Annotated in this window: 25 protein-coding genes and 4 tRNA genes; all 29 read right to left on the bottom strand. The window is 55.0% G+C overall.

Annotated elements, in window-relative coordinates; all coding sequences use genetic code 11:
* Position 1 precedes the first annotated feature (1 nt).
* Positions 2-193 (bottom strand): 50S ribosomal protein L29, encoded by a 192-nt coding sequence (gene rpmC, locus AC07V4_RS22825; RefSeq protein ID WP_002555481.1) that lies wholly within the window; start codon positions 191-193, stop codon positions 2-4.
* Positions 193-606: a 50S ribosomal protein L16 gene (gene rplP, locus AC07V4_RS22820; protein ID WP_003176421.1), complete on the bottom strand. Its 414-nt coding sequence runs from the start codon at positions 604-606 to the stop codon at positions 193-195. The genes rpmC and rplP overlap by 1 nt, the downstream gene beginning before the upstream one ends.
* Positions 607-618: 12 nt before the next feature.
* Positions 619-1,305 (bottom strand): 30S ribosomal protein S3, encoded by a 687-nt coding sequence (rpsC, locus tag AC07V4_RS22815; protein WP_003176422.1) that lies wholly within the window; start codon positions 1,303-1,305, stop codon positions 619-621.
* A 13-nt stretch (positions 1,306-1,318) separates the two neighbouring features.
* Complete coding sequence (gene rplV, locus AC07V4_RS22810; protein WP_003103908.1) at positions 1,319-1,651, bottom strand: 50S ribosomal protein L22; 333 nt, start codon at positions 1,649-1,651, stop codon at positions 1,319-1,321.
* An 11-nt stretch (positions 1,652-1,662) separates the two neighbouring features.
* Positions 1,663-1,938, bottom strand: coding sequence for a 30S ribosomal protein S19 (gene rpsS, locus AC07V4_RS22805; protein WP_002555486.1), 276 nt, complete (start codon positions 1,936-1,938; stop codon positions 1,663-1,665).
* Positions 1,939-1,954: 16 nt separating this feature from the next.
* Positions 1,955-2,779 (bottom strand): 50S ribosomal protein L2, encoded by an 825-nt coding sequence (gene rplB / locus AC07V4_RS22800; protein ID WP_003186055.1) that lies wholly within the window; start codon positions 2,777-2,779, stop codon positions 1,955-1,957.
* A gap of 14 nt (positions 2,780-2,793) precedes the next feature.
* Complete coding sequence (rplW, locus tag AC07V4_RS22795; protein ID WP_002555488.1) at positions 2,794-3,093, bottom strand: 50S ribosomal protein L23; 300 nt, start codon at positions 3,091-3,093, stop codon at positions 2,794-2,796.
* Complete coding sequence (gene rplD, locus AC07V4_RS22790) at positions 3,090-3,692, bottom strand: 50S ribosomal protein L4 (protein WP_003176424.1); 603 nt, start codon at positions 3,690-3,692, stop codon at positions 3,090-3,092. The genes rplW and rplD overlap by 4 nt, the downstream gene beginning before the upstream one ends.
* Positions 3,693-3,704: 12 nt before the next feature.
* Positions 3,705-4,340 carry a 50S ribosomal protein L3 gene (gene rplC, locus AC07V4_RS22785; RefSeq protein ID WP_492638284.1) on the bottom strand — a complete coding sequence of 212 codons (636 nt, stop codon included), beginning with the start codon at positions 4,338-4,340 and terminating at the stop codon, positions 3,705-3,707.
* Positions 4,341-4,421: 81 nt separating this feature from the next.
* A complete protein-coding gene (rpsJ, locus tag AC07V4_RS22780; protein WP_003186070.1) occupies positions 4,422-4,733 on the bottom strand; it encodes a 30S ribosomal protein S10 in 312 nt (103 codons plus the stop codon).
* 158 nt (positions 4,734-4,891) lie between these two features.
* Positions 4,892-6,085: an elongation factor Tu gene (tuf, locus tag AC07V4_RS22775; RefSeq protein WP_492638285.1), complete on the bottom strand. Its 1,194-nt coding sequence runs from the start codon at positions 6,083-6,085 to the stop codon at positions 4,892-4,894.
* Between the two features lie 30 nt (positions 6,086-6,115).
* Positions 6,116-8,221 carry an elongation factor G gene (fusA, locus tag AC07V4_RS22770; RefSeq protein ID WP_236411516.1) on the bottom strand — a complete coding sequence of 702 codons (2,106 nt, stop codon included), beginning with the start codon at positions 8,219-8,221 and terminating at the stop codon, positions 6,116-6,118.
* Positions 8,222-8,251: 30 nt separating this feature from the next.
* On the bottom strand, positions 8,252-8,722 hold the full coding sequence (rpsG, locus tag AC07V4_RS22765; RefSeq protein ID WP_002555493.1) for a 30S ribosomal protein S7: 471 nt from the start codon (positions 8,720-8,722) through the stop codon (positions 8,252-8,254).
* Between the two features lie 118 nt (positions 8,723-8,840).
* Positions 8,841-9,212, bottom strand: a complete 372-nt coding sequence (gene rpsL, locus AC07V4_RS22760; RefSeq protein WP_002555494.1) for a 30S ribosomal protein S12 — start codon at positions 9,210-9,212, stop codon at positions 8,841-8,843.
* A gap of 216 nt (positions 9,213-9,428) precedes the next feature.
* On the bottom strand, positions 9,429-13,628 hold the full coding sequence (gene rpoC / locus AC07V4_RS22755; protein WP_016969474.1) for a DNA-directed RNA polymerase subunit beta': 4,200 nt from the start codon (positions 13,626-13,628) through the stop codon (positions 9,429-9,431).
* Positions 13,629-13,692: 64 nt separating this feature from the next.
* A complete protein-coding gene (rpoB, locus tag AC07V4_RS22750; RefSeq protein ID WP_492638286.1) occupies positions 13,693-17,766 on the bottom strand; it encodes a DNA-directed RNA polymerase subunit beta in 4,074 nt (1,357 codons plus the stop codon).
* 219 nt (positions 17,767-17,985) lie between these two features.
* Positions 17,986-18,351, bottom strand: coding sequence for a 50S ribosomal protein L7/L12 (gene rplL / locus AC07V4_RS22745; protein WP_492638287.1), 366 nt, complete (start codon positions 18,349-18,351; stop codon positions 17,986-17,988).
* A 78-nt stretch (positions 18,352-18,429) separates the two neighbouring features.
* The gene (rplJ, locus tag AC07V4_RS22740; protein ID WP_016969477.1) at positions 18,430-18,930 is read right to left on the bottom strand and encodes a 50S ribosomal protein L10; all 501 of its coding nucleotides are present in this window, start codon (positions 18,928-18,930) and stop codon (positions 18,430-18,432) included.
* Between the two features lie 200 nt (positions 18,931-19,130).
* On the bottom strand, positions 19,131-19,826 hold the full coding sequence (rplA, locus tag AC07V4_RS22735) for a 50S ribosomal protein L1 (protein ID WP_003176434.1): 696 nt from the start codon (positions 19,824-19,826) through the stop codon (positions 19,131-19,133).
* A complete protein-coding gene (rplK, locus tag AC07V4_RS22730; protein ID WP_003176435.1) occupies positions 19,826-20,257 on the bottom strand; it encodes a 50S ribosomal protein L11 in 432 nt (143 codons plus the stop codon). The genes rplA and rplK overlap by 1 nt, the downstream gene beginning before the upstream one ends.
* Positions 20,258-20,374: 117 nt before the next feature.
* Positions 20,375-20,908: a transcription termination/antitermination protein NusG gene (gene nusG / locus AC07V4_RS22725; protein WP_003176436.1), complete on the bottom strand. Its 534-nt coding sequence runs from the start codon at positions 20,906-20,908 to the stop codon at positions 20,375-20,377.
* A 9-nt stretch (positions 20,909-20,917) separates the two neighbouring features.
* A complete protein-coding gene (secE, locus tag AC07V4_RS22720) occupies positions 20,918-21,286 on the bottom strand; it encodes a preprotein translocase subunit SecE (RefSeq protein WP_003232399.1) in 369 nt (122 codons plus the stop codon).
* Positions 21,287-21,331: 45 nt separating this feature from the next.
* A tRNA-Trp gene (locus AC07V4_RS22715) sits at positions 21,332-21,407 on the bottom strand.
* Between the two features lie 161 nt (positions 21,408-21,568).
* Positions 21,569-21,644: transfer RNA gene (locus AC07V4_RS22710), tRNA-Thr, on the bottom strand.
* 25 nt (positions 21,645-21,669) lie between these two features.
* Positions 21,670-21,743, bottom strand: a tRNA-Gly gene (locus AC07V4_RS22705).
* A 24-nt stretch (positions 21,744-21,767) separates the two neighbouring features.
* Positions 21,768-21,852, bottom strand: a tRNA-Tyr gene (locus AC07V4_RS22700).
* 143 nt (positions 21,853-21,995) lie between these two features.
* On the bottom strand, positions 21,996-22,439 hold the full coding sequence (locus AC07V4_RS22695) for a hypothetical protein (protein WP_492638288.1): 444 nt from the start codon (positions 22,437-22,439) through the stop codon (positions 21,996-21,998).
* Between the two features lie 7 nt (positions 22,440-22,446).
* A complete protein-coding gene (locus AC07V4_RS22690) occupies positions 22,447-23,196 on the bottom strand; it encodes a pantothenate kinase (RefSeq protein ID WP_492638289.1) in 750 nt (249 codons plus the stop codon).
* A complete protein-coding gene (gene birA / locus AC07V4_RS22685; RefSeq protein ID WP_492638290.1) occupies positions 23,186-24,145 on the bottom strand; it encodes a bifunctional biotin--[acetyl-CoA-carboxylase] ligase/biotin operon repressor BirA in 960 nt (319 codons plus the stop codon). The genes AC07V4_RS22690 and birA overlap by 11 nt, the downstream gene beginning before the upstream one ends.
* Positions 24,146-24,329: the final 184 nt, after the last annotated feature.

Here is a 24,329-nt window from a genome sequence, read left to right as displayed (position 1 = left end):
ATCACTTACCTGCCTGCTGGTTGAGCACAGTCTTCACGCGAGCGATGTCACGCTTAACTTGCGAGAGCAGATGCGACTGCCCCAACTGGCCAGTTGCTTTCTGCATGCGCAGATTGAACTGGTCGCGCAGCAAGCCGAGCAGTTGCTCGTTCAGCTGCTGTGCGGATTTTTCACGAAGTTCATTCGCTTTCATCACATCACCGTCCGTTTAACAAAGGAGGTGGCGAGCGGCAGCTTTGCAGCAGCCAGGGCGAAAGCCTCACGCGCCAGCTCTTCAGAAACACCCTCGATTTCATACAGGACTTTGCCTGGCTGAATCTGGGCTACCCAGTATTCCACGTTACCCTTACCTTTACCCATCCGCACTTCGAGAGGCTTCTTGGAGATCGGCTTGTCCGGGAATACACGGATCCAGATCTTGCCGCCACGTTTTACGTGACGGGTCAGAGCACGACGCGCTGACTCGATCTGACGAGCGGTGAGACGACCACGAGCTACAGACTTCAGCGCGAACTCGCCGAAGCTGACTTTGCTACCGCGCTGAGCCAGACCACGGTTGTGACCTGTCATCTGCTTGCGGAACTTCGTACGCTTAGGTTGCAACATTTGGCGTACCCCTTACTTAGCAGCTTTTTTACGAGGCGCTGGTGCTTGTGGTTTCAGTTCTTCTTGGCGACCACCAATTACTTCGCCTTTGAAGATCCAAACCTTTACACCGATCACACCGTAAGTGGTGTGAGCTTCGTAGTTGGCATAGTCGATGTCGGCACGCAGGGTGTGCAGTGGCACACGACCTTCGCGATACCATTCAGTACGTGCAATTTCAGCACCGCCGAGACGACCGCTCACTTGGATTTTGATGCCCTTGGCACCAATGCGCATGGCGTTCTGTACTGCGCGCTTCATAGCGCGACGGAACATTACGCGACGCTCCAGCTGCTGAGCTACGCTCTGCGCAACCAGCATACCGTCGAGCTCCGGCTTGCGGATCTCTTCGATATTGATGTGCACAGGCACACCCATTTGCTTGGTCAGGTCCTGACGCAGTTTCTCAACATCTTCACCTTTCTTCCCGATAACGATACCTGGACGAGCAGTGTGGATGGTGATACGTGCAGTTTGGGCCGGACGATGGATATCGATACGGCTTACGGACGCGCTTTTTAGTTTGTCTTGGAGATACTCACGCACCTTCAGATCAGCGAACAAGTAGTCCGCATAAGTCCGACCGTCTGCGTACCAGACGGAGGTGTGCTCCTTGACGATTCCCAGGCGAATGCCAATGGGATGTACTTTCTGACCCATCTCTTCGACTCCGTTACTTGTCAGCAACCTTGACAGTGATATGGCAAGACCGCTTGACGATGCGATCAGCACGGCCTTTGGCACGTGGCATGATGCGCTTCAGCGAACGCCCTTCGTTGACGAAAACGGTGCTGACCTTCAGGTCATCAACGTCTGCGCCTTCGTTATGCTCGGCGTTGGCTACGGCCGACTCCAGCACTTTCTTCATGATCTCGGCGGCTTTCTTACTGCTGAAAGCCAACAGGTTGAGCGCTTCGCCCACCTTCTTCCCGCGGATCTGGTCGGCGACCAAGCGGGCTTTCTGGGCGGAGATTCGAGCGCCCGACAACTTAGCGGCTACTTCCATTTCCTAACCCCTTAACGCTTGGCTTTCTTGTCAGCCACGTGCCCACGATAAGTGCGGGTACCGGCGAACTCGCCCAGTTTGTGGCCGACCATGTCTTCGTTAACGAGAACTGGGACGTGTTGACGACCGTTGTGTACTGCGATGGTCAGACCGACCATTTGTGGCAGGATCATCGAACGACGCGACCAGGTTTTAACTGGTTTGCGATCGTTCTTTTCCGCCGCCACTTCGATCTTCTTCAGTAGGTGAAGATCAATAAAAGGACCTTTTTTCAGAGAACGTGGCACTGTCGTATCCCTCTATTTACTTGCGACGACGGACGATCATTTTGTCGGTACGCTTATTACCACGAGTCTTCGCGCCCTTAGTCGGGAAGCCCCATGGCGATACCGGATGACGACCACCAGAGGTACGACCTTCACCACCACCGTGTGGGTGGTCAACCGGGTTCATGGCAACACCACGAACGGTTGGGCGAACGCCACGCCAGCGTTTGGCACCAGCTTTACCCAGCGAACGCAGGCTGTGCTCGGAGTTCGAGACTTCGCCCAAGGTCGCACGGCATTCAGCCAGTACTTTACGCATCTCACCAGAACGCAGACGCAGGGTCACGTAGACACCTTCACGAGCGATCAGCTGAGCCGAAGCACCAGCGGAACGAGCGATCTGTGCGCCTTTACCTGGCTTCAATTCGATGCCGTGTACGGTGCTACCAACTGGAATGTTACGCAGTTGCAGAGCGTTGCCCGGCTTGATCGGCGCCAGAGCACCTGCGATCAGCTGGTCGCCAGCGCTCACGCCTTTAGGGGCGATGATGTAGCGACGCTCGCCATCTGCGTACAGCAGCAGAGCGATGTGAGCAGTACGGTTTGGATCGTATTCGATACGCTCGACAGTGGCAGCGATGCCATCTTTGTCGTTGCGACGGAAGTCGACCAGACGATAATGCTGCTTATGGCCACCACCGATGTGACGAGTGGTAATACGACCATTGTTGTTACGACCACCAGACTTCGATTTTTTCTCGAGCAGCGGTGCGTGAGGAGCGCCTTTATGCAGCTCCTGGTTGACCACCTTGACCACAAAACGGCGGCCAGGGGAAGTCGGTTTGCATTTAACGATTGCCATGATGCACCCCTTCCTTACTCAGCACTGCTGCTGAAATCGAGATCTTGGCCTGGCTGAAGGGAGATAACTGCCTTCTTCCAGTCATTACGCTTGCCCAGACCGCGAGCAGTGCGCTTGCTCTTACCCAGAACATTCAGGGTAGTAACACGCTCTACTTTCACGCTGAACAGGCTTTCGACGGCCTTCTTGATTTCCAGCTTGGTTGCGTCAGTTGCAACCTTGAAAACGAACTGGCCTTTCTTGTCAGCCAGAACCGTAGCCTTTTCGGAAACGTGCGGGCCAAGCAGAACTTTAAATACGCGTTCCTGGTTCATCCCAGCAGCTCCTCGAATTTCTTCACGGCCGACACGGTGATCAACACCTTGTCGTATGCGATCAGACTAACTGGATCGGAACCTTGCACGTCACGTACATCAACGTGTGGCAGGTTGCGAGCAGCCAGGTACAGGTTCTGATCAACAGCTTCCGACACGATCAAAACGTCGGTCAGGCTCATGTTGTTCAGTTTGCCCAGCAGATCTTTGGTTTTCGGGCTTTCAACAGCGAAATCCTGAACCACGACCAGACGGTCAGTACGCACGAGTTCAGCAAGGATGGAGCGCAGAGCTGCGCGGTACATCTTCTTGTTGAGCTTCTGCGAGTGATCCTGCGGACGAGCTGCGAAAGTGGTACCGCCGCCGCGCCAGATTGGGCTACGGATAGTACCGGCACGAGCACGGCCAGTACCTTTCTGACGCCAAGGGCGCTTACCGCCACCACGAACGTCGGAACGGGTCTTTTGCTGCTTGCTACCTTGACGGCCGCCGGCCATGTAGGCCACGACTGCTTGGTGAACCAGCGTCTCGTTGAATTCGCCGCCAAATGTCAGTTCGGAAACTTCGATCGCTTGAGCGTCATTTACATTTAATTGCATGTCAGCTTCCCCTTAACCGCGAGCCTTGGCCGCTGGACGTACAACCAGGTTGCCGCCAGTAGCGCCAGGAACAGCACCCTTGACCAACAACAGATTGCGTTCAGCGTCGACGCGCACTACTTCGAGGGACTGCACGGTCACGCGCTCAGCGCCCATATGACCGGACATTTTCTTGCCCTTGAATACACGACCAGGAGTCTGGCACTGGCCAATAGAGCCCGGGACGCGGTGGGAAACGGAGTTACCGTGAGTGTTGTCTTGACCACGGAAATTCCAACGCTTGATCGTACCCTGGAAGCCTTTACCCTTGGACTGACCGGTTACATCAACCAGTTGACCAGCGGCGAAGATTTCAGCGTTGATCAGATCGCCAGCCTGGTAGTTGCCGTCTTCGAGACGGAACTCCATAACAGTGCGACCAGCTGCAACGTTTGCTTTAGCGAAGTGACCTGCTTGAGCAGCAGTCACACGCGAAGCACGACGCTCGCCGACAGTGACTTGCACTGCACGATAGCCATCGGTTTCTTCAGTTTTGAACTGGGTGACGCGATTCGGCTCGATCTCAATGACCGTGACCGGAATGGAGACACCTTCTTCGGTGAAAATACGGGTCATACCGCATTTACGACCGACTACACCAATAGTCATGTTGTAAACCTCATGAGTGTACGGGGCTTTCACCCGCTATGGCCGCCCATTTCAGAGCGTTACACGACTAAGACCCAAGTCTTAGCCGAGGCTGATCTGTACTTCCACACCGGCCGCCAGATCGAGCTTCATAAGTGCATCAACGGTTTTATCCGTTGGCTGGACGATGTCCAGTACGCGCTTATGAGTACGGATCTCGTACTGGTCACGCGCGTCTTTGTTGACGTGCGGGGAGACCAGAACGGTGAACCGCTCTTTACGGGTAGGCAGTGGAATTGGACCACGCACTTGAGCACCAGTACGTTTCGCGGTTTCCACGATTTCCTGGGTGGATTGGTCGATCAGGCGATGGTCAAAAGCCTTCAACCTGATACGGATTTGCTGATTTTGCATTGGATTTCAGACTCCGGCTGCTATTCCCAGCGAGCGCAATACGCCCGTTAAAAGGAGGCGCAATTCTATAGACGCCCCAGATAGGTGTCAACCCAATAAAAAAGGCCCCCGCTGAGCGGGGGCCTTCTCAAAAAACCGAGCTATCTCAGAAGAGATAATTACTCGATGATTTTAGCTACAACACCAGCACCAACGGTACGGCCGCCTTCACGAATAGCGAAGCGCAGACCGTCTTCCATTGCGATGGTTTTGATCAGGGTAACTTCCATTTGGATGTTATCGCCTGGCATTACCATTTCAACGCCTTCTGGCAGCTGGCAGTTACCAGTCACGTCAGTAGTACGGAAGTAGAACTGTGGACGGTAGCCTTTGAAGAACGGAGTGTGACGACCGCCTTCTTCTTTGCTCAGAACGTAAACTTCTGCGGTGAACTTGGTGTGCGGCTTAACCGAACCCGGCTTAACCAGAACCTGGCCACGCTCAACGTCGTCACGCTTGGTACCACGCAGCAGAACGCCGCAGTTCTCGCCAGCACGACCTTCGTCGAGCAGTTTGCGGAACATTTCAACACCGGTGCAGGTGGTGGTGGTGGTGTCACGCAGACCAACGATTTCCAGCGGATCTTGAACGCGAACGATACCGCGCTCGATACGACCGGTAACAACAGTACCGCGACCGGAGATCGAGAATACGTCTTCGATTGGCATCAGGAACGGCTTGTCGGTCAGACGAACTGGTTCTGGGATGTAAGCATCCAGAGTTTCTACCAGCTTCTTAACAGCGGTAGTACCCATTTCGTTGTCGTCTTTGCCTTCCAGAGCCATACGAGCAGAACCGATGATGATCGGAGTGTCGTCGCCTGGGAAGTCGTAAGTGCTCAGCAGATCGCGCACTTCCATCTCAACCAGCTCCAGCAGCTCAGCGTCGTCTACCAGGTCAGCCTTGTTCAGGAAAACCACGATGTACGGAACGCCTACCTGACGGGACAGCAGGATGTGCTCACGAGTTTGTGGCATCGGACCATCGGCGGCCGAGCAAACCAGGATCGCGCCGTCCATCTGGGCAGCACCAGTGATCATGTTCTTCACGTAGTCAGCGTGACCTGGGCAGTCAACGTGAGCGTAGTGACGAATCTTCGAGTTGTACTCGACGTGCGCGGTGTTGATGGTAATACCACGAGCTTTTTCTTCTGGAGCGCTGTCGATTTTATCGAAATCAACGATTGCAGAACCGAATACTTCGGAGCAAACGCGAGTCAGAGCTGCGGTCAGAGTGGTTTTACCGTGGTCAACGTGACCGATGGTGCCAACGTTTACGTGCGGTAGGGAACGATCAAATTTTTCTTTAGCCACGACAATTAACTCCTTGCCTAAAGGACTGAATCAGCCTTGTTTTTTGGATACAGTTTCAGCGATGTGCGCCGGAGCTGTGTTGTATTTTTTGAATTCCATAGAGTAGCTTGCGCGACCCTGGGACATGGAGCGAACGTCGGTCGCATAACCGAACATCTCACCCAACGGAACCTCGGCGCGAATCACTTTGCCGGAAACCGTGTCTTCCATACCCAAGATCATGCCGCGACGACGGTTAAGGTCGCCCATGACATCACCCATATAGTCTTCAGGTGTAACAACTTCTACCGCCATGATCGGCTCAAGCAACTCACCACCGCCCTTCTGGGCCAGTTGCTTGGTTGCCATGGAGGCAGCCACCTTAAACGCCATCTCGTTGGAGTCGACGTCGTGGTAAGAACCGTCAAAAACGGTTGCTTTCAGGCCGATCAGCGGATAGCCGGCAACAACACCGTTCTTCATCTGCTCTTCGATGCCCTTCTGGATAGCCGGGATGTATTCCTTAGGAACCACACCACCAACTACTTCGTTCACGAATTGCAGACCTTCCTGACCTTCGTCAGCAGGTGCAAAACGGATCCAGCAGTGACCGAACTGACCACGACCGCCGGACTGACGAACGAACTTGCCTTCGATTTCACAGTTCTTCGTGATGCGCTCACGATAGGAAACCTGAGGCTTACCGATGTTGGCTTCGACGTTGAACTCACGGCGCATCCGGTCAACCAGGATGTCCAGGTGCAACTCGCCCATGCCGGAGATGATCGTTTGACCAGTCTCTTCATCAGTTTTAACGCGGAAAGATGGATCTTCCTGAGCAAGCTTGCCCAGAGCGATACCCATTTTTTCCTGGTCATCCTTGGTCTTAGGCTCTACGGCAACCGAAATAACCGGCTCCGGGAAGTCCATACGAACCAGGATGATTGGCTTAGCAGCGTCGCACAGAGTCTCACCAGTGGTGACATCCTTCATGCCGATCAGGGCCGCGATGTCGCCAGCGCGCACTTCCTTGATCTCTTCACGGGCGTTTGCGTGCATTTGCACCATACGACCCACGCGCTCTTTCTTGCCTTTAACCGAGTTGATCACGCCGTCGCCGGATGCCAACACGCCCGAGTAAACGCGGACGAAGGTCAAAGTACCCACGAATGGGTCGGTAGCGATCTTGAACGCCAGAGCCGAGAACGGCTCGCTGTCGTCAGCATGACGCTCCATTTCTTCTTCCTCGTTATCAGGGTTGGAACCCTTGATAGCAGGAATATCGGTTGGAGCAGGCAGGAAGTCGATAACGGCGTCGAGAACCAGGGGAACGCCCTTGTTCTTGAAGGAAGAACCGCAAACAGCCAAGACGATTTCGCCAGCGATAGTACGCTGACGCAGAGCGGCCTTGATTTCCACGTTGGTGAGTTCTTCACCTTCGAGGTACTTGTTCATCAGCTCTTCGCTGGCTTCGGCAGCAGCCTCAACCATGTTGTTGCGCCACTCGTCAGCCAGCTCTTGAAGCTCGGCAGGGATTGGCTTGCGAACAGGAACCATACCTTTGTCGGCGTCATTCCAGTAGACAGCTTCCATGTTGATCAGATCGATCTGACCCTGGAAGTTATCTTCGGAACCGATAGCCAATTGGATTGGCACCGGGGTGTGACCCAGACGCTGCTTGATCTGACCGATCACGCGCAGGAAGTTGGCACCAGCACGGTCCATCTTGTTTACGTAAACAAGACGTGGAACGCCGTATTTGTTGGCTTGACGCCATACGGTTTCCGACTGAGGCTCAACACCCGAGGTACCGCAGAACACAACGACCGCGCCGTCGAGTACGCGCAGGGAACGCTCTACTTCAATAGTGAAGTCTACGTGGCCCGGGGTATCGATTACGTTGAAGCGATGCTCGTCTTTGTACTGCTTCTCGGAACCTTTCCAGAAGGCGGTAATAGCAGCAGAAGTAATGGTAATACCACGCTCCTGCTCCTGAACCATCCAGTCTGTGGTCGCGGCGCCGTCATGCACCTCGCCCATTTTGTGACTTTTGCCGGTGTAAAACAGTACGCGCTCGGTGGTGGTGGTTTTACCAGCATCCACGTGAGCGACGATACCGATGTTACGGTAGCGGCTAATCGGAGTAGTACGAGCCATAAAGCCCTCGCAAAATTAGTGAAGCTAAAATTAGAAGCGGTAGTGCGAGAAAGCTTTGTTAGCTTCAGCCATACGGTGCACGTCTTCACGCTTCTTAACAGCAGCACCTTTACCTTCAGCAGCGTCCAACAGTTCGCCAGCCAAACGCAGAGCCATAGACTTCTCGCCGCGCTTACGGGCGAAGTCTACCAACCAGCGCATTGCCAGAGCGTTACGACGGGACGGGCGAACTTCAACCGGAACCTGGTAAGTAGCACCGCCTACACGGCGCGACTTCACTTCGACCAGCGGAGCGATGGCGTCGAGAGCTTTCTCGAAGATTTCCAGGGGGTCGCTGTTCTTGCGCTCTTTAACCTTTTCCAGCGCGCCATAAACGATACGCTCGGCAACGGCTTTCTTGCCGCTTTCCATCACGTGGTTCATGAACTTGGCCAGAATTTGGCTTCCGTATTTTGGATCGTCAAGCACTTCGCGCTTGGCTGCTACGCGTCTTCTTGGCATGGATAAGCCCTCAAACGGTCTTCAGGTTCGCTCGGAATCGGTGCCCTTTCGGGACGCCTCCGACCTTACTCTTATCGACTCAGAAAATAAGATGATTCAGTTTTACAAAAAGCCGCTACTACTTAGGCTTCTTGGTACCGTACTTCGAACGACCCTGGTTACGACCTTTAACGCCGGAAGTATCCAAGGAGCCGCGTACGGTGTGGTAACGAACACCTGGCAAGTCTTTTACACGACCGCCGCGGATCAGCACCACGCTGTGCTCTTGCAGGTTGTGGCCTTCACCGCCGATGTACGAGGAAACCTCGAAACCGTTGGTCAGACGCACACGGCATACTTTACGCAGTGCCGAGTTAGGTTTTTTCGGCGTGGTGGTATACACACGGGTGCATACGCCACGACGTTGCGGGCAGTTCTGCAGCGCAGGTACGTCGGATTTCTCGACGATACGCTTACGCGGCTGACGTACCAGCTGGTTGATAGTTGCCATCTACTAGCTCCACTGTTGTCTTGCGACGCTATTGTCTTGCAAGAAAAGCAAAATGGCAGGAACGTATTCCCGCCAAATTTAGGGGTACAAGAGTCTAAAGAGGATCTTGCCCCCAGTCAAGGCAAGGCCCCGACCGCCCCTTCCATCGAACCGGGGCAAAAATGCCTCGATCCGACGAATGGGGCTGCCAGGGCCCAGACTTATTTATCGCAGAACTCAGTTACCGCTAGAGTTCAGCGCTTCGGTCAGTGCAGCTTCCACTTCACTGGCGCTTACGCGCAACGGCTTGTCAGCATCACGGCGACGCTTACGCTCGCTGTGGTATGCCAAACCGGTACCGGCCGGGATCAGACGACCCACGACCACGTTTTCCTTCAGGCCGCGCAGGTAATCGCGCTTGCCGGTTACCGCCGCTTCGGTCAGTACGCGAGTGGTCTCCTGGAAGGAGGCCGCCGAGATGAACGACTCAGTGGACAACGACGCCTTGGTGATACCCAGCAGCACGCGAGTGAACTTGGACACGAATTTGTCTTCGTTCGTCAGGCGCTCGTTTTCCACCAGTACATGAGTCAGTTCCATCTGGTCGCCCTTGATGAAACTGGAATCGCCGGATTCAGCGATTTCAACTTTACGCAGCATCTGACGCAGGATGGTCTCGATGTGCTTATCGTTGATCTTCACGCCTTGCAGACGGTAAACGTCCTGGATCTCGTTAACGATGTACTTGGCCAGCGCACTCACACCCAGCAGACGCAGGATGTCGTGTGGATCGCTCGGGCCGTCGGAGATAACTTCGCCGCGGTTTACCTGTTCGCCTTCGAACACGTTCAGGTGACGCCACTTCGGAATCAGCTCTTCATACGGATCGCTACCGTCGTTCGGCGTAATGACCAGACGGCGCTTGCCCTTGGTCTCTTTACCGAACGCGATGGTGCCGCTGACTTCAGCCAGAATCGACGCTTCTTTCGGACGACGAGCTTCGAACAAGTCGGCAACACGCGGCAGACCACCGGTGATGTCACGGGTCTTCGAAGTTTCTTGCGGGATACGCGCGATAACATCACCGATCGCGATCTTCGCACCATCCGCTACACCGACCAGGGCGTTGGCTGGCAGGAAGTACTGAGCGATTACGTCAGTGCCTGGCAGCAACAGATCCTTGCCGTTGTCATCGACCATCTTCACGGCAGGACGGATGTCTTTACCGGCAGCTGGACGATCTTTCGCGTCGAGTACTTCAATGTTGGTCATACCGGTCAATTCGTCAGTCTGACGCTTGATCGTGATGCCTTCTTCCATGCCCACGTAGGTCACGGTACCTTTCATTTCGGTAACGATTGGGTGAGTGTGCGGATCCCACTTGGCCACGATTGCGCCAGCGTCGACCTTGTCACCTTCTTTAACCGAAATCACAGCACCGTACGGCAGCTTGTAACGCTCGCGCTCACGACCGTAGTCATCAGCGATTGCCAGCTCACCGGAACGGGACACAGCAACCAGGTGGCCATCCACTCGCTCAACGTGTTTCAGGTTGTGCAGACGGACAGTACCGCCATTCTTCACCTGAACGCTGTCGGCTGCGGAGGTCCGGCTTGCCGCACCACCAATGTGGAACGTACGCATGGTCAGCTGGGTACCCGGCTCACCGATGGACTGGGCAGCGATAACGCCGACCGCTTCACCGATGTTCACCTGGTGACCACGAGCCAAGTCACGGCCGTAGCACTTGGCGCAAATGCCGTAGCGGGTTTCGCAGCTGATCGGCGAGCGAACGATCACTTCGTCGATGCTGTTGAGCTCGATGAACTCGACCCACTTCTCATCAACCAGAGTACCGGCAGGAACGATAACTTCCTCGGTACCCGGCTTGAATACGTCACGGGCAATGACACGACCCAATACGCGCTCACCCAGCGGCTCTACAACGTCACCGCCTTCAATGTGCGGAGTCATCAGCAGGCCGTGCTCAGTGCCGCAATCGATCTCGGTCACAACCAGATCTTGTGCAACGTCTACCAGACGACGAGTCAGGTAACCGGAGTTAGCGGTTTTCAACGCGGTATCCGCCAGACCTTTACGAGCACCGTGAGTCGAGATGAAGTACTGAAGTACGCTCAAACCTTCACGGAAGTTCGCAGTAATCGGCGTTTCGATGATGGAGCCGTCCGGCTTGGCCATCAGGCCACGCATACCGGCCAGCTGACGGATCTGCGCAGCAGAACCCCGTGCGCCCGAGTCGGCCATCATGTACATCGAGTTGAAGGACTCTTGGTCAACTTCGTCGCCATGACGGTCGATGACCTTCTCTTTCGAGAGGTTGGCCATCATCGCCTTGGAAACTTCGTCGTTCGCCTTCGACCAAAGGTCGATTACCTTGTTGTACTTCTCGCCCTGGGTTACCAGGCCGGAGGCATACTGGCTCTCGATCTCTTTCACTTCGTCGGTGGCAGCACCGATGATGCGGGCCTTTTCATCCGGGATAACGAAGTCGTTAACACCGATGGAAACGCCGGAGATAGTCGAGTAAGCAAAACCGGTGTACATCAACTGGTCAGCGAAGATCACGGTCTCTTTCAAACCAACCACGCGGTAGCACTGGTTGATCAGCTTGGAGATCGCCTTTTTCTTCATCGGCAGGTTGACGACGTCGTACGACAGACCTTTTGGCACAACTTGATACAACAGCGCACGGCCAACAGTAGTGTCGACGATACGGGTGTTGGTCACGCTGCCGCCATCACGGTCGTTGACGGTTTCGTTGATCCGCACTTTGACCTTGGCATGCAGTGCGGCTTCGCCGGCACGGAACACACGGTCAACTTCCTGCAGGTCAGCGAACACACGACCTTCGCCCTTGGCGTTGATCGCTTCACGCGTCATGTAGTACAGACCCAATACAACGTCCTGCGACGGAACGATGATTGGCTCACCGTTGGCTGGCGACAGAATGTTGTTGGTCGACATCATCAACGCACGCGCTTCCAACTGGGCTTCCAGTGTCAGCGGTACGTGCACGGCCATTTGGTCGCCGTCGAAGTCGGCGTTGTACGCGGCGCAGACCAGAGGGTGCAGCTGGATAGCCTTACCTTCGATCAGTACCGGTTCAAACGCCTGGATACCCAGACGGTGAAGGGTCGGTGCACGGTTGAGGAGAACCGGGTGTTCGCGAATCACTTCAGCGAGAACGTCCCAAACCTCTGGCAGTTCACGCTCGACCATTTTCTTAGCCGCTTTGATGGTGGTCGCGAGACCGCGCATCTCCAGTTTGCCGAAGATGAATGGCTTGAACAGCTCAAGTGCCATCTTCTTAGGCAGACCGCACTGGTGCAAACGCAGGGTCGGGCCTACGGTAATTACCGAACGACCGGAATAGTCCACACGCTTACCGAGCAAGTTCTGACGGAAACGACCCTGCTTACCCTTGATCATGTCAGCCAAGGATTTCAAAGGACGCTTGTTGGAACCGGTGATAGCGCGGCCACGACGACCGTTGTCGAGCAAGGCATCTACAGCTTCTTGCAACATACGCTTTTCGTTGCGCACGATGATGTCCGGAGCGGACAGATCAAGCAGGCGCTTCAAGCGGTTGTTACGGTTGATCACGCGACGGTACAGGTCGTTGAGGTCGGAAGTCGCGAAACGACCACCATCCAACGGTACCAGCGGACGCAGGTCTGGCGGAAGAACCGGCAGAACGGTCAGCACCATCCACTCTGGCAAGTTGCCGGAACCCTGGAAGGCCTCCATCAACTTCAGACGCTTGGACAGTTTCTTGATCTTGGTTTCGGAGTTGGTTTGCGGAATTTCTTCACGCAGGCGGCCAATCTCGTGCTCCAGGTCGATAGCGTGCAGCAGTTCGCGGACAGCTTCGGCACCCATGCGGGCATCGAAATCGTCACCGAATTCTTCCAGCGCTTCGAAGTACTGCTCATCGTTCAGCAGCTGACCTTTTTCAAGGGTGGTCATGCCTGGATCGATAACGACATAGCTCTCGAAGTAGAGAACGCGTTCGATATCACGCAGGGTCATGTCCATCAGCAAGCCGATACGGGACGGCAGCGATTTCAGGAACCAGATGTGGGCAACCGGCGAAGCCAGTTCGATATGCGCCATGCGCTCACGACGAACTTTAGCCAGTGCAACTTCAACGCCGCACTTCTCGCAGATCACACCACGGTGCTTCAAGCGCTTGTACTTACCGCACAGGCACTCGTAATCCTTAACCGGGCCAAAGATCTTGGCGCAGAACAGGCCGTCACGCTCAGGTTTGAACGTACGGTAGTTGATGGTTTCCGGCTTTTTAACTTCACCGAACGACCACGAACGGATCATCTCAGGCGATGCCAACCCAATACGGATGGCGTCGAACTCTTCGACTTGACCCTGGTTTTTCAGCAAATTCAGTAGGTCTTTCAAGGCCTTTCCTCCTGGCGGAGCAGAGAGCGGGCTAAACAGCCCCGCTCTCGATTCGCGTCACGTGTTATTCGGTTTCCAGATCGATATCGATGCCGAGGGAACGAATTTCTTTGATCAACACGTTGAAGGACTCGGGCATGCCCGGCTCCATACGGTGATCGCCGTCCACGATGTTTTTGTACATCTTGGTCCGACCGTTCACATCGTCCGACTTCACTGTGAGCATTTCTTGCAGAGTGTAAGCAGCACCGTATGCTTCCAGTGCCCAGACCTCCATCTCCCCGAAACGCTGACCACCGAACTGAGCCTTACCACCCAGCGGCTGCTGGGTAACCAGGCTGTACGAACCGGTAGAACGAGCGTGCATCTTGTCGTCTACCAAGTGGTTCAGCTTCAGCATGTACATGTAGCCAACAGTAACCGGGCGCTCGAACTTGTTGCCGGTACGGCCGTCGAACAGCTGCATCTGGCCGCTTTCTGGCAGGTCTGCCAGTTTCAGCATGGCCTTGATTTCGCTTTCCTTGGCACCGTCGAATACCGGGGTAGCCATTGGAACGCCGCCGCGCAGGTTCTTCGCCAGATCCAGGATTTCCTGGTCGGAGAAGGTGTCCAGCTCTTCGTTGCGACCGCCGATCTCGTTGTAGATCTCGTGCAGGAACTTACGCAGGTCTGCGACCTTGCGTTGCTCTTCGATCATACGGTTGATCTTCTCGCCCAGACCTTTGGCCGCGAGGCCCAGGTGGGTTTCAAGGATCTGACCAACGTTCATACGCGAAGGTACGCCCAACGGGTTGAGGACGACGTCGACCGGGGTGCCATTGGCATCGTGCGGCATGTCTTCAACCGGCATGATCACGGAGACCACACCCTTGTTACCGTGACGACCGGCCATCTTGTCGCCCGGCTGGATGCGGCGACGGATTGCCAGGTAAACCTTGACGATTTTCAGCACGCCTGGAGCCAGGTCATCGCCCTGCTGCAGTTTGCGCTTCTTGTCTTCGAACTTGTCGTCCAGCAGACGGCGACGATCAACGATGTAGGCCTGGGCCTTCTCGAGCTGCTCGTTCAGAGCATCTTCAGCCATGCGCAGTTTGAACCACTGACCATGCTCAAGACCGTCGAGAACTTCGTTTGTGATGTCCTGACCTTTCTTCAGACCCGCGCCGCCTTCAGCCTTGTGGCCTACCAGAGCGGAACGCAGACGTTCGAAGGTCGCGCCTTCAACGATACGGAACTCTTCGTTCAGGTCCTTGCGGATCTCGTCGAGCTGGGTCTTCTCGATGGACAGTGCACGAGCATCACGCTCAACGCCGTCACGGGTGAAGACCTGTACGTCGATGACAGTACCCTTGGTACCAGTAGGTACACGCAGGGAGGTGTCTTTAACGTCGCTGGCTTTTTCACCGAAGATGGCACGCAGCAGTTTTTCTTCCGGAGTCAGTTGGGTCTCGCCTTTCGGAGTGACCTTACCCACCAGGATGTCGCCTGCGCCTACTTCAGCACCTACGTAAACGATACCGGCTTCGTCCAGCTTGTTCAGTGCAGCCTCACCCACGTTCGGGATGTCTGCAGTGATTTCCTCTGGCCCAAGCTTGGTGTCACGCGCCACACAGGTCAGTTCCTGAATGTGGATCGTGGTGAAGCGGTCTTCTTGAACAACACGCTCGGACAGGCAGATGGAGTCTTCGAAGTTGAAGCCGTTCCATGCCATGAACGCGATGCGCATGTTCTGACCCAAAGCCAGTTCACCCATGTCGGTGGACGGGCCGTCGGCCATGATGTCGCTACGCTGAACGCGATCACCCTTGCTCACCAGCGGACGCTGGTTGATGCAAGTGTTCTGGTTCGAGCGGGTGTATTTGGTCAGGTTGTAGATGTCGACACCGGCTTCGCCAGTTTCAACTTCGTCATCGGCAACACGAACCACGATACGGCTAGCATCAACGGAATCGATCACGCCGCCACGACGAGCCACGACGCAAACGCCGGAGTCACGCGCTACGTTACGCTCCATGCCGGTACCTACCAGCGGCTTGTCAGCACGCAGGGTCGGTACAGCTTGACGCTGCATGTTGGAACCCATCAACGCACGGTTGGCGTCGTCGTGCTCCAGGAACGGGATCAGAGACGCTGCAACCGAAACTACCTGCTTCGGCGAAACGTCCATCAAGGTGACGTCTTCCGGCGCCTTGACGGTGAACTCGTTCAAGTGACGAACAGCTACCAGCTCGTCGATCAGGACTTTCTTGTCGTTCATCGTGGCCGAAGCCTGAGCGATCACGTGATCAGCTTCTTCGATGGCGGACAGGAACACGATCTCGTCGGTGACCAGAGCGTCTTTCACCACGCGGTACGGGCTCTCGAGGAAGCCGTACTGGTTGGTGCGCGCATAAGCGGCCAGGGAGTTGATCAGACCGATGTTCGGACCTTCCGGCGTTTCGATCGGGCAAACACGACCGTAATGCGTCGGGTGTACGTCACGAACTTCAAAGCCAGCACGCTCACGGGTCAGACCGCCCGGGCCCAGTGCGGAAACACGGCGCTTGTGGGTGATCTCGGAGAGCGGGTTGTTCTGGTCCATGAACTGGGAAAGCTGGCTGGAACCGAAGAACTCTTTCACCGCCGCAGCCACTGGCTTGGCGTTGATCAGGTCTTGCGGCATCAGGCCTTCGCTTTCAGCCATCGACAGACGCTCTTTGACCGCACGCTCAACACGCACTAGGCCAACGCGGAACTGGTTCTCGGCCATTTCGCCTACGCAGCGAACACGACGGTTACCCAGGTGGTCGATGTCATCGACGATGCCTTTACCGTTACGGATGTCGACCAAGGTCTTCAGCACCGCAACGATGTCTTCCTTGCACAGCACGCCCGAACCTTCGATCTCGGTACGACCGATACGACGGTTGAACTTCATCCGGCCGACCGCAGACAGGTCATAGCGCTCAGGGCTGAAGAACAGGTTGTTGAACAGGGTCTCGGCAGCGTCTTTGGTTGGTGGCTCACCAGGACGCATCATGCGATAGATCTCGACCAGCGCTTCCAATTGGTTGCTGGTGGAGTCGATCTTCAGAGTGTCGGAGATGAACGGACCGCAGTCGATGTCGTTGGTGTACAGGGTCTCGATGCGAACGACCTGGGCCTTGGCGATCTTGGCCAGGATCTCGGTGTTCAGCTCGGTGTTGCACTCAGCCAGGATTTCGCCTGTAGCCGGGTGAACGATGACCTTGGCGGTAGTACGACCCAGGACGTAGTCCAGAGGCACTTCCAGCTCTTTGATACCGGCTTTTTCGATCTGGTTGATGTGGCGCGCAGTAATACGACGGCCAGCTTCAACAATGACCTTGCCCTTCTCATCCTGGATGTCCAAGACGGCAATTTCACCACGCAGACGCGAAGCGATCAGCTCCAGCTTGAGGGTTTCATCCTTCAGGCTGAATACGTTGGTGGTGTAGAAGGCATCCAGCACTTGCTCAGTGGTATAGCCGAGCGCGCGCAGCAGTACCGAGGCCGGCAGCTTACGACGACGGTCGATACGCACGAACACGCAGTCTTTCGGGTCGAACTCGAAGTCCAACCACGAACCGCGGTACGGAATGATCCGCGCGGAGTACAGGAGCTTACCGGAGCTGTGCGTCTTGCCGCGGTCGTGGTCGAAGAACACGCCCGGGGAACGGTGCAGCTGGGAAACAATTACACGCTCGGTACCGTTGATTACGAAGGTACCGTTTTCAGTCATCAGTGGGATTTCGCCCATGTAGACTTCTTGCTCTTTGATGTCCTTGATCGCTTTGTTCGACGATTCTTTGTCGAAAATGATCAGGCGGACTTTTACCCGCAAAGGTACGGCGTACGTAACACCGCGCAACACGCATTCTTTGACATCAAATGCCGGTTCGCCCAGGCGATAACCCACGTACTCCAGCGCAGCATTGCCGGAGTAGCTGATGATCGGGAAAACGGATTTGAAGGCCGCATGCAGGCCCACGTCGCGGAACTGATCTTTGGTCGCTCCCGCCTGCAAGAATTCACGATACGAATCCAGCTGGATAGCCAGAAGGTACGGGACATCCATGACGTCCGGCAACTTGCTAAAGTCCTTGCGGATACGTTTTTTCTCAGTATATGAGTAAGCCATCAGCGTTCCCCAGCTTGGTCACCTGCTTGTTTGGCCCCTCCGACGGGAGCAGCCAGAAAATCTTGCAAACCCCATGGTTTGCACCACCACATCGGGTGGCTACAGCGCGTTAATGGCGGCGACCGAGTCGACAGCCAAGAACGGAAAAAGGCCGGTGGCAAGAGCCACCAGCCATCAGCCTTCAGCTTAACGCTTGGGCTGGAGACGCAAGGTCGATGCTTACTTCAGCTCGACTTTAGCGCCTGCTTCTTCCAGTGCTGCTTTGGCTTTGTCAGCTGCGTCTTTGGCAACAGCTTCCAGAACCATGGCAGGAGCGCCGTCAACTACAGCCTTGGCTTCTTTCAGGCCCAGACCGGTCAGTTCACGTACTGCCTTGATCACGTTTACTTTCTTCTCGCCAGCTTCGGTCAGCATGACGTTGAATTCGGTTTGCTCTTCAGCAACAGCAGCAACAGCAGCTGGGCCAGCGGAAGCAGCGGCAGCGGAAACGCCGAATTTTTCTTCGAAAGCTTTGATCAGCTCAACAACCTGCAGAACCGACATTTCAGCTACGGCGTTGAGGATATCTTCTTGGGAGATAGACATTACTGTATTTCCTGAATTGGGGGACGGCCTACGCGGCCATCGAAATAAACAAAAATACGCGAAAGAAGTCGTTCAGCCTTAGGCTGCGGCGGCTTCTTTTTGCTCGCGAACTGCAGCCAGAGTACGAGCCAGCTTGCTGGTAGCGCCTTGAATCACGCTCATCAGCTGCGAAATGGCTTCGTCGCGGGTCGGCAGTGTTGCCAGTACGTCGATTTGGTTAGCTGCGAGGAACTTGCCCTCGAACGCAGCTGCCTTGATCTCGAACTTATCCTGACTCTTGGCGAACTCTTTGAACAAACGGGCAGCAGCGCCTGGATGTTCTTTGGAGAACGCGATCAGAGTCGGGCCGGTGAACACGTCGTTGAGGACACTGTATTCAGTGTCAGCAACAGCGCGCTTGAGCAGGGTGTTACGTACAACACGTACGTATACGCCAGCTTCACGAGCCTCTTTACGGAGTCCGGTCATAGCGCCTACTGTCACACCACGGGCATCAGCCACGACAGCGGACAGAGCAGCTTTGGCAGCCTCGTTGACTTCAGCGACGATGGCCTTCTTGTCTTCGAGATTAATTGCCACGGGTTTAACTCCTGCTTGTTACCGTTTCATCTGGCCGAAGCCGGATGTCGTTTTGGTGTCTGATTCGGTAAGGAACCGGGAGCACCATCTGCGTAGGCTTGTGGTTTAAGACTCGCGCCGCCTACGGTCTTGGATAGCCCCCGCCAGGCAGGGACCCCAATTTTTTTCAGTTGGCACAATCTCTTGCGCCAACCTGTGTCTTATACGTCCAGCGAGCCTTGGTCGATGACCAGACCTGGGCCCATAGTGGTGCTCAGGGTAACGCGCTTGACGTAGATACCTTTCGAGGAAGCAGGCTTGATACGCTTCAGATCAGCGATCAGGGCTTCAACGTTTTCCTTCAGCTTGACGGCGTCGAAGCCGACCTTGCCAACGGAGGTGTGAATGATGCCGTTTTTGTCGGTGCGATAACGAACCTGACCAGCCTTGGCGTTTTTAACCGCGGTAGCTACGTCTGGAGTTACGGTGCCGACTTTAGGGTTAGGCATCAGGCCGCGTGGACCGAGGATCTGACCCAACTGACCTACAACGCGCATTGCATCCGGGGAAGCAATAACTACGTCGTAGTTCAGGTCGCCGCCTTTCATTTCGGCAGCCAGGTCATCCATGCCAACGCGATCAGCGCCAGCAGCCAGAGCAGCTTCAGCTGCCGGGCCTTGAGTGAAGACAGCAACACGTACAGTCTTGCCAGTACCGTGTGGCAGCACAGTAGCGCTACGAACGACCTGGTCGGATTTACGTGGGTCAACACCCAGGTTCACAGCAACGTCAACGGACTCGCTGAACTTGACAGTCGACAGCTCGGTCAGCAGGGCAGCAGCGTCTACAAAGTTGTAGGACTTGCCCGCTTCGATTTTGCCGGCGATAGCCTTTTGGCGCTTGGTCAGCTTAGCCATTACACACCCTCCACGTTAAGGCCCATGCTACGAGCAGAACCGGCGATGGTACGCACGGCTGCATCCATATCAGCTGCAGTCAGATCCGCGTTTTTGGTTTTCGCGATTTCTTCCAGCTGAGCACGAGTTACGGTGCCAACCTTAACGGTGTTAGGACGAGCGGAACCGCTAGTCAGACCTGCAGCTTTCTTCAACAGAACCGAAGCCGGAGTCGACTTGGTTTCGAAAGTGAAGCTACGGTCGCTGTATACAGTGATGATCACTGGAGTCGGCAGACCTGGCTCAAGACCCTGAGTACGGGCGTTGAAGGCCTTGCAGAATTCCATGATGTTCACGCCGTGCTGACCCAGAGCTGGACCGACGGGTGGGCTAGGGTTGGCCTGAGCGGCCTTCACTTGCAGCTTGATGTAAGCGGTAATCTTCTTGGCCATGAGGCACTCCAATTACGGGTTCAGACGCCTCGAAAGGCTCCCCGGTTACTTGCGCGTTTATCCCAGTGACGACAAAACCCCACAGCCTAAGGCTGCGGGGTTGGGATGCTTGCCCAGCTAGACCTTCTCGACCTGGCTGAACTCCAACTCTACCGGAGTAGAGCGACCGAAAATGAGCACCGCCACTTGGATCCGGCTCTTTTCGTAGTTAACTTCTTCGACAGTACCGTTGAAATCAGCAAACGGACCATCTGTGACACGAACAACCTCACCTGGCTCGAACAACGTCTTCGGCTTAGGCTTGTCGCTACCATCCGCAACACGGCGCAGAATCGCTTCTGCTTCCTTATCGGTGATAGGAGCAGGCTTATCAGCGGTACCGCCAATGAACCCCATGACACGAGGAGTATCCTTGACCAAGTGCCAAGTACCTTCATTCATGTCCATCTGAACCAGCACATAGCCAGGGAAGAACTTGCGTTCGCTTTTGCGCTTCTGGCCATTCCGCATTTCAACCACTTCTTCAGTGGGAACCAGAATTTCGCCGAAGCCATCTTCCATGCCTGCCAGCTTTACGCGCTCTAGCAAAGAGCGCATAACATGCTTCTCGTAACCCGAGTAAGCATGCACAACGTACCAACGCTTAGCCACGGGACACCCTTAGCCAACAATCAAGGAAACAAGCCAGCCGAGCAGGGAATCAAGCCCCCACAACAGCAACGCCATAACCAGAACAACAGCCACAACGATCAACGTGGTCTGCGTGGTTTCTTGGCGAGTCGGCCAAACGACTTTACGAATTTCGGTGCGAGCTTCCTTTACCAGGACCGCGAAAGACTTGCCTTTAGCAGTCTGCAAGCCTACAAAGGCAGCTACAGCAGCAAGAGCGAGCAGTGCAAGCACGCGGTACAGGATCGGCGAAGCAGAGTAGTACTGATTGCCAACAACGCCTACGACCACCAATGCGACTACGACGAGCCACTTGACGAGATCGAAACGAGAGCTTTGAGCTTCAGCCTTAGGAGTCATCTATGAAGATCCTGTGAAAAGAAAGCCAGATACACCACGTGAATCTGGCAGGTCAGGAGGGAATCGAACCCCCAACCTACGGTTTTGGAGACCGTCGCTCTGCCAATTGAGCTACTGACCTAAAACAAAATCAGGCCGACCATTATGCAGGCCTGAAAAAGACTTTACAACAACCAACCCCACTAGACTTGAAATCATCTGACGACAAAGCCAGACGCAACACCAACAAGCCGAGGCAGCTGTTAAAACAAAGGCAGATATTTTCATATCTGCCTTGTTATATGGAGCTCTTGAGCGGATTTGAACCGCTGACCTCACCCTTACCAAGGGTGTGCTCTACCAACTGAGCTACAAGAGCGAAACACTTGCACAACCTGCAAACTTGGAGCGGGTAGCGGGAATCGAACCCGCATCATCAGCTTGGAAGGCTGAGGTTCTACCACTAAACTATACCCGCGGAGCTTGCAGCTCACGCTAAAAATGGTGGAGGGGGAAGGATTCGAACCTTCGAAGTCGTAGACGTCAGATTTACAGTCTGATCCCTTTGGCCGCTCGGGAACCCCTCCTAAGCGAGCCGGCATTTTACATTACGCCGACCTTCTGTCAAGCATTTTCTCATTTAAAAATATGAGGTTAGCTGCGTTGACCTTCGCTCCACACCTTGGACCGTAAAGGTCTTCACTGCGAAGCGGGCGCCATTCTATGCAAACTAATCGAGAGTTGCAACGCCTTCGCACAACATTATTTTATGTTTTAACTCATTGAATTCCTTAGCAAGGTTTTCAAAGGGCAGATCATCAGCAAGGCGCCTGCTTTCAGGGGCGACACGGAGCCAGTAGCCAGAGGCCTCCGGTGTATTCAGCAACTGGACTTTGACCTTTATATCCAAGCTGATGAGGCGCTGCTCAAGCATTGACGCTTGTCGCTGATCCGCAAAACCACCCAGGTACAAACAGGTGCTCATATCCGGCGCCTTGGCTCGATCACGCCTTTGCACCGCATCGGAGGACTCACTCAGAAGACGGATATCCTGCTGAGTTCCCTTGTAAAGACTCAGAGGAGTGACATCCTTTGCGCGCAATGGCGCCTCTTGCTGATGCCAAATGTAGTAAAACACGTTAAGGACCAGCAAAAGCAGAAACAGCCAACGCATAAACACCTCAGGACAAAGGGCATGCCATCGCCAGACCAACAAAGACCAGGTCCGGAACAAGCCGGGCCTGCGGCACGGCGTCCGAAACCAGTTCGGCATCCCCGCCCGTGAGAAACACCGTGAACTCATCCCCCCAGTAACTTCTGGCAAGCTCCAACTGAGTCAACACAAACCCTCTGAGCATGAGCGTACAGCCGCGCTCGACCGCCTCCACAGTGGTACGACCTGGCGACAAGCGCTCCAAGGCCTGCTCGGCAGCAACATCGTCATACCGTATCTTGCGGGTATGGGTTCGCAGCTGGTTACGCATGAGCGGCATACCAGGACAAATGAAGCCCCCGAGATGCTCACCATCTGCCGCAATAAAATCTGCCGTTGCTGCAGTTCCAAAATCAAGCACTAGACAAGCACCGGATGCCAACTTGAACCCTCCGAGCATTGCCAGCCAGCGATCAAGCCCAAGGCGCTCGAATTCCTCATATCCATTGCGAACACCCGCCATCTCACGCGCGGACGCAGCGCAGGACACGGCAACCCCAAAAGCCGCCTCCAGCGCAGCAACCAACTTGCTCGTTTCCTCTAATGCCCGAACACTCACCAGACGGCAACGCGTCAGCAAGAGACCCGGCAGCGCCGTCAGGCTATCAATCAGTGCGACATCCGAACCGACGACACCTTCCGCGAAGGCGTCGACTATCCCCGAATCAAGTACGCGCCATTTGATGAAGCTATTCCCACAGTCGAGCTCAAGAATCATCACGCAACCTCAGGCTTAACTCACCACCACTATATGTTTTTTCGACGCCTTCCACGCTCAACCGTAAAGCCCCCTGACTATCGACGCCCAAGACCACCCCATCAATATGATTAACACCTGCGATGAGGGAAACAGCCTTGCCCTGCCACAAATGATTCTGCTCCCACTCATCCTGGAGCGCTGCGAAACCCGAAGCCTTATGCCGATCCAGGTAGCTCTGCAGCTGCAGACCAAGTTTGGCAACAAGAAGATTACGATCAAGAGGCGAGCCAACCTCCAACTGCACCGAAGTCCACTCCCGATCAACGTCGGCAGCCTTCTGCATATTCACGTTAACTCCAACTCCCAGAACAACGTGGCAGATGTCAGCGGGATCCCCGACCAATTCAAGCAAAATCCCGGCAATCTTCTTCTGACCGACCAAAACATCGTTTGGCCACTTCAAAGCTGCGCCTTGCACCCCAGACTCACGCAAAGCATGCATGACAGCCAAGCCAACGACGAGGCTCAACCCTTCCAGCTGCCTCAGCCCACCATCAATGCGCAACACCAGGCTGTAATATAAGTTTTGCGCAAACGGACTGACCCACTTTCGCCCTCGCCGCCCCCGTCCTGCCGTTTGCTGCTCTGCGAGCACCAGGAACGGCGCAGCGCAGCCAGCACCTACAAGACGCAGCGCTTCAGCATTGGTGGAGTCAATAGAGTCTGAAATATGGACAGGCCAGGCCAAGGAAGCCGCATTTGACGCGATCTCCTCAGCACTCAAAAATATAAGGGGCGATGCGAGCTGATATCCCCGTCCTCGGACTTTATGGATAGGGAGGTTCAATTCAGCTTCCAAATGCTGGAGTTGCTTCCAGACAGCACTACGACTGACGCCCAGGGCGGCACCCAATGCCTCCCCAGAGTGGAATCGACCATCTTTCAAGAGTTTCAACAACGTCAGCATGCAAGTATCGCCTCACAATGAGGCACGCATAATAGCCATGCGCAGAGCCATTGCATAGAAAGCTTGACCCTCGCGTGAAAAGCTTGCGCATCAAAAACTTCAAATAGTTTTCGAGCGCCCAAAACAAAACCCCATCTGCTTTCGCAAATGGGGTTTCGGAATTTAATCTTGACGATGACCTACT

This window comes from Pseudomonas sp. GW821-FHT03A09, assembly GCF_059421065.1.
This window is presented reverse-complemented; position numbering and strand designations above follow the sequence as displayed.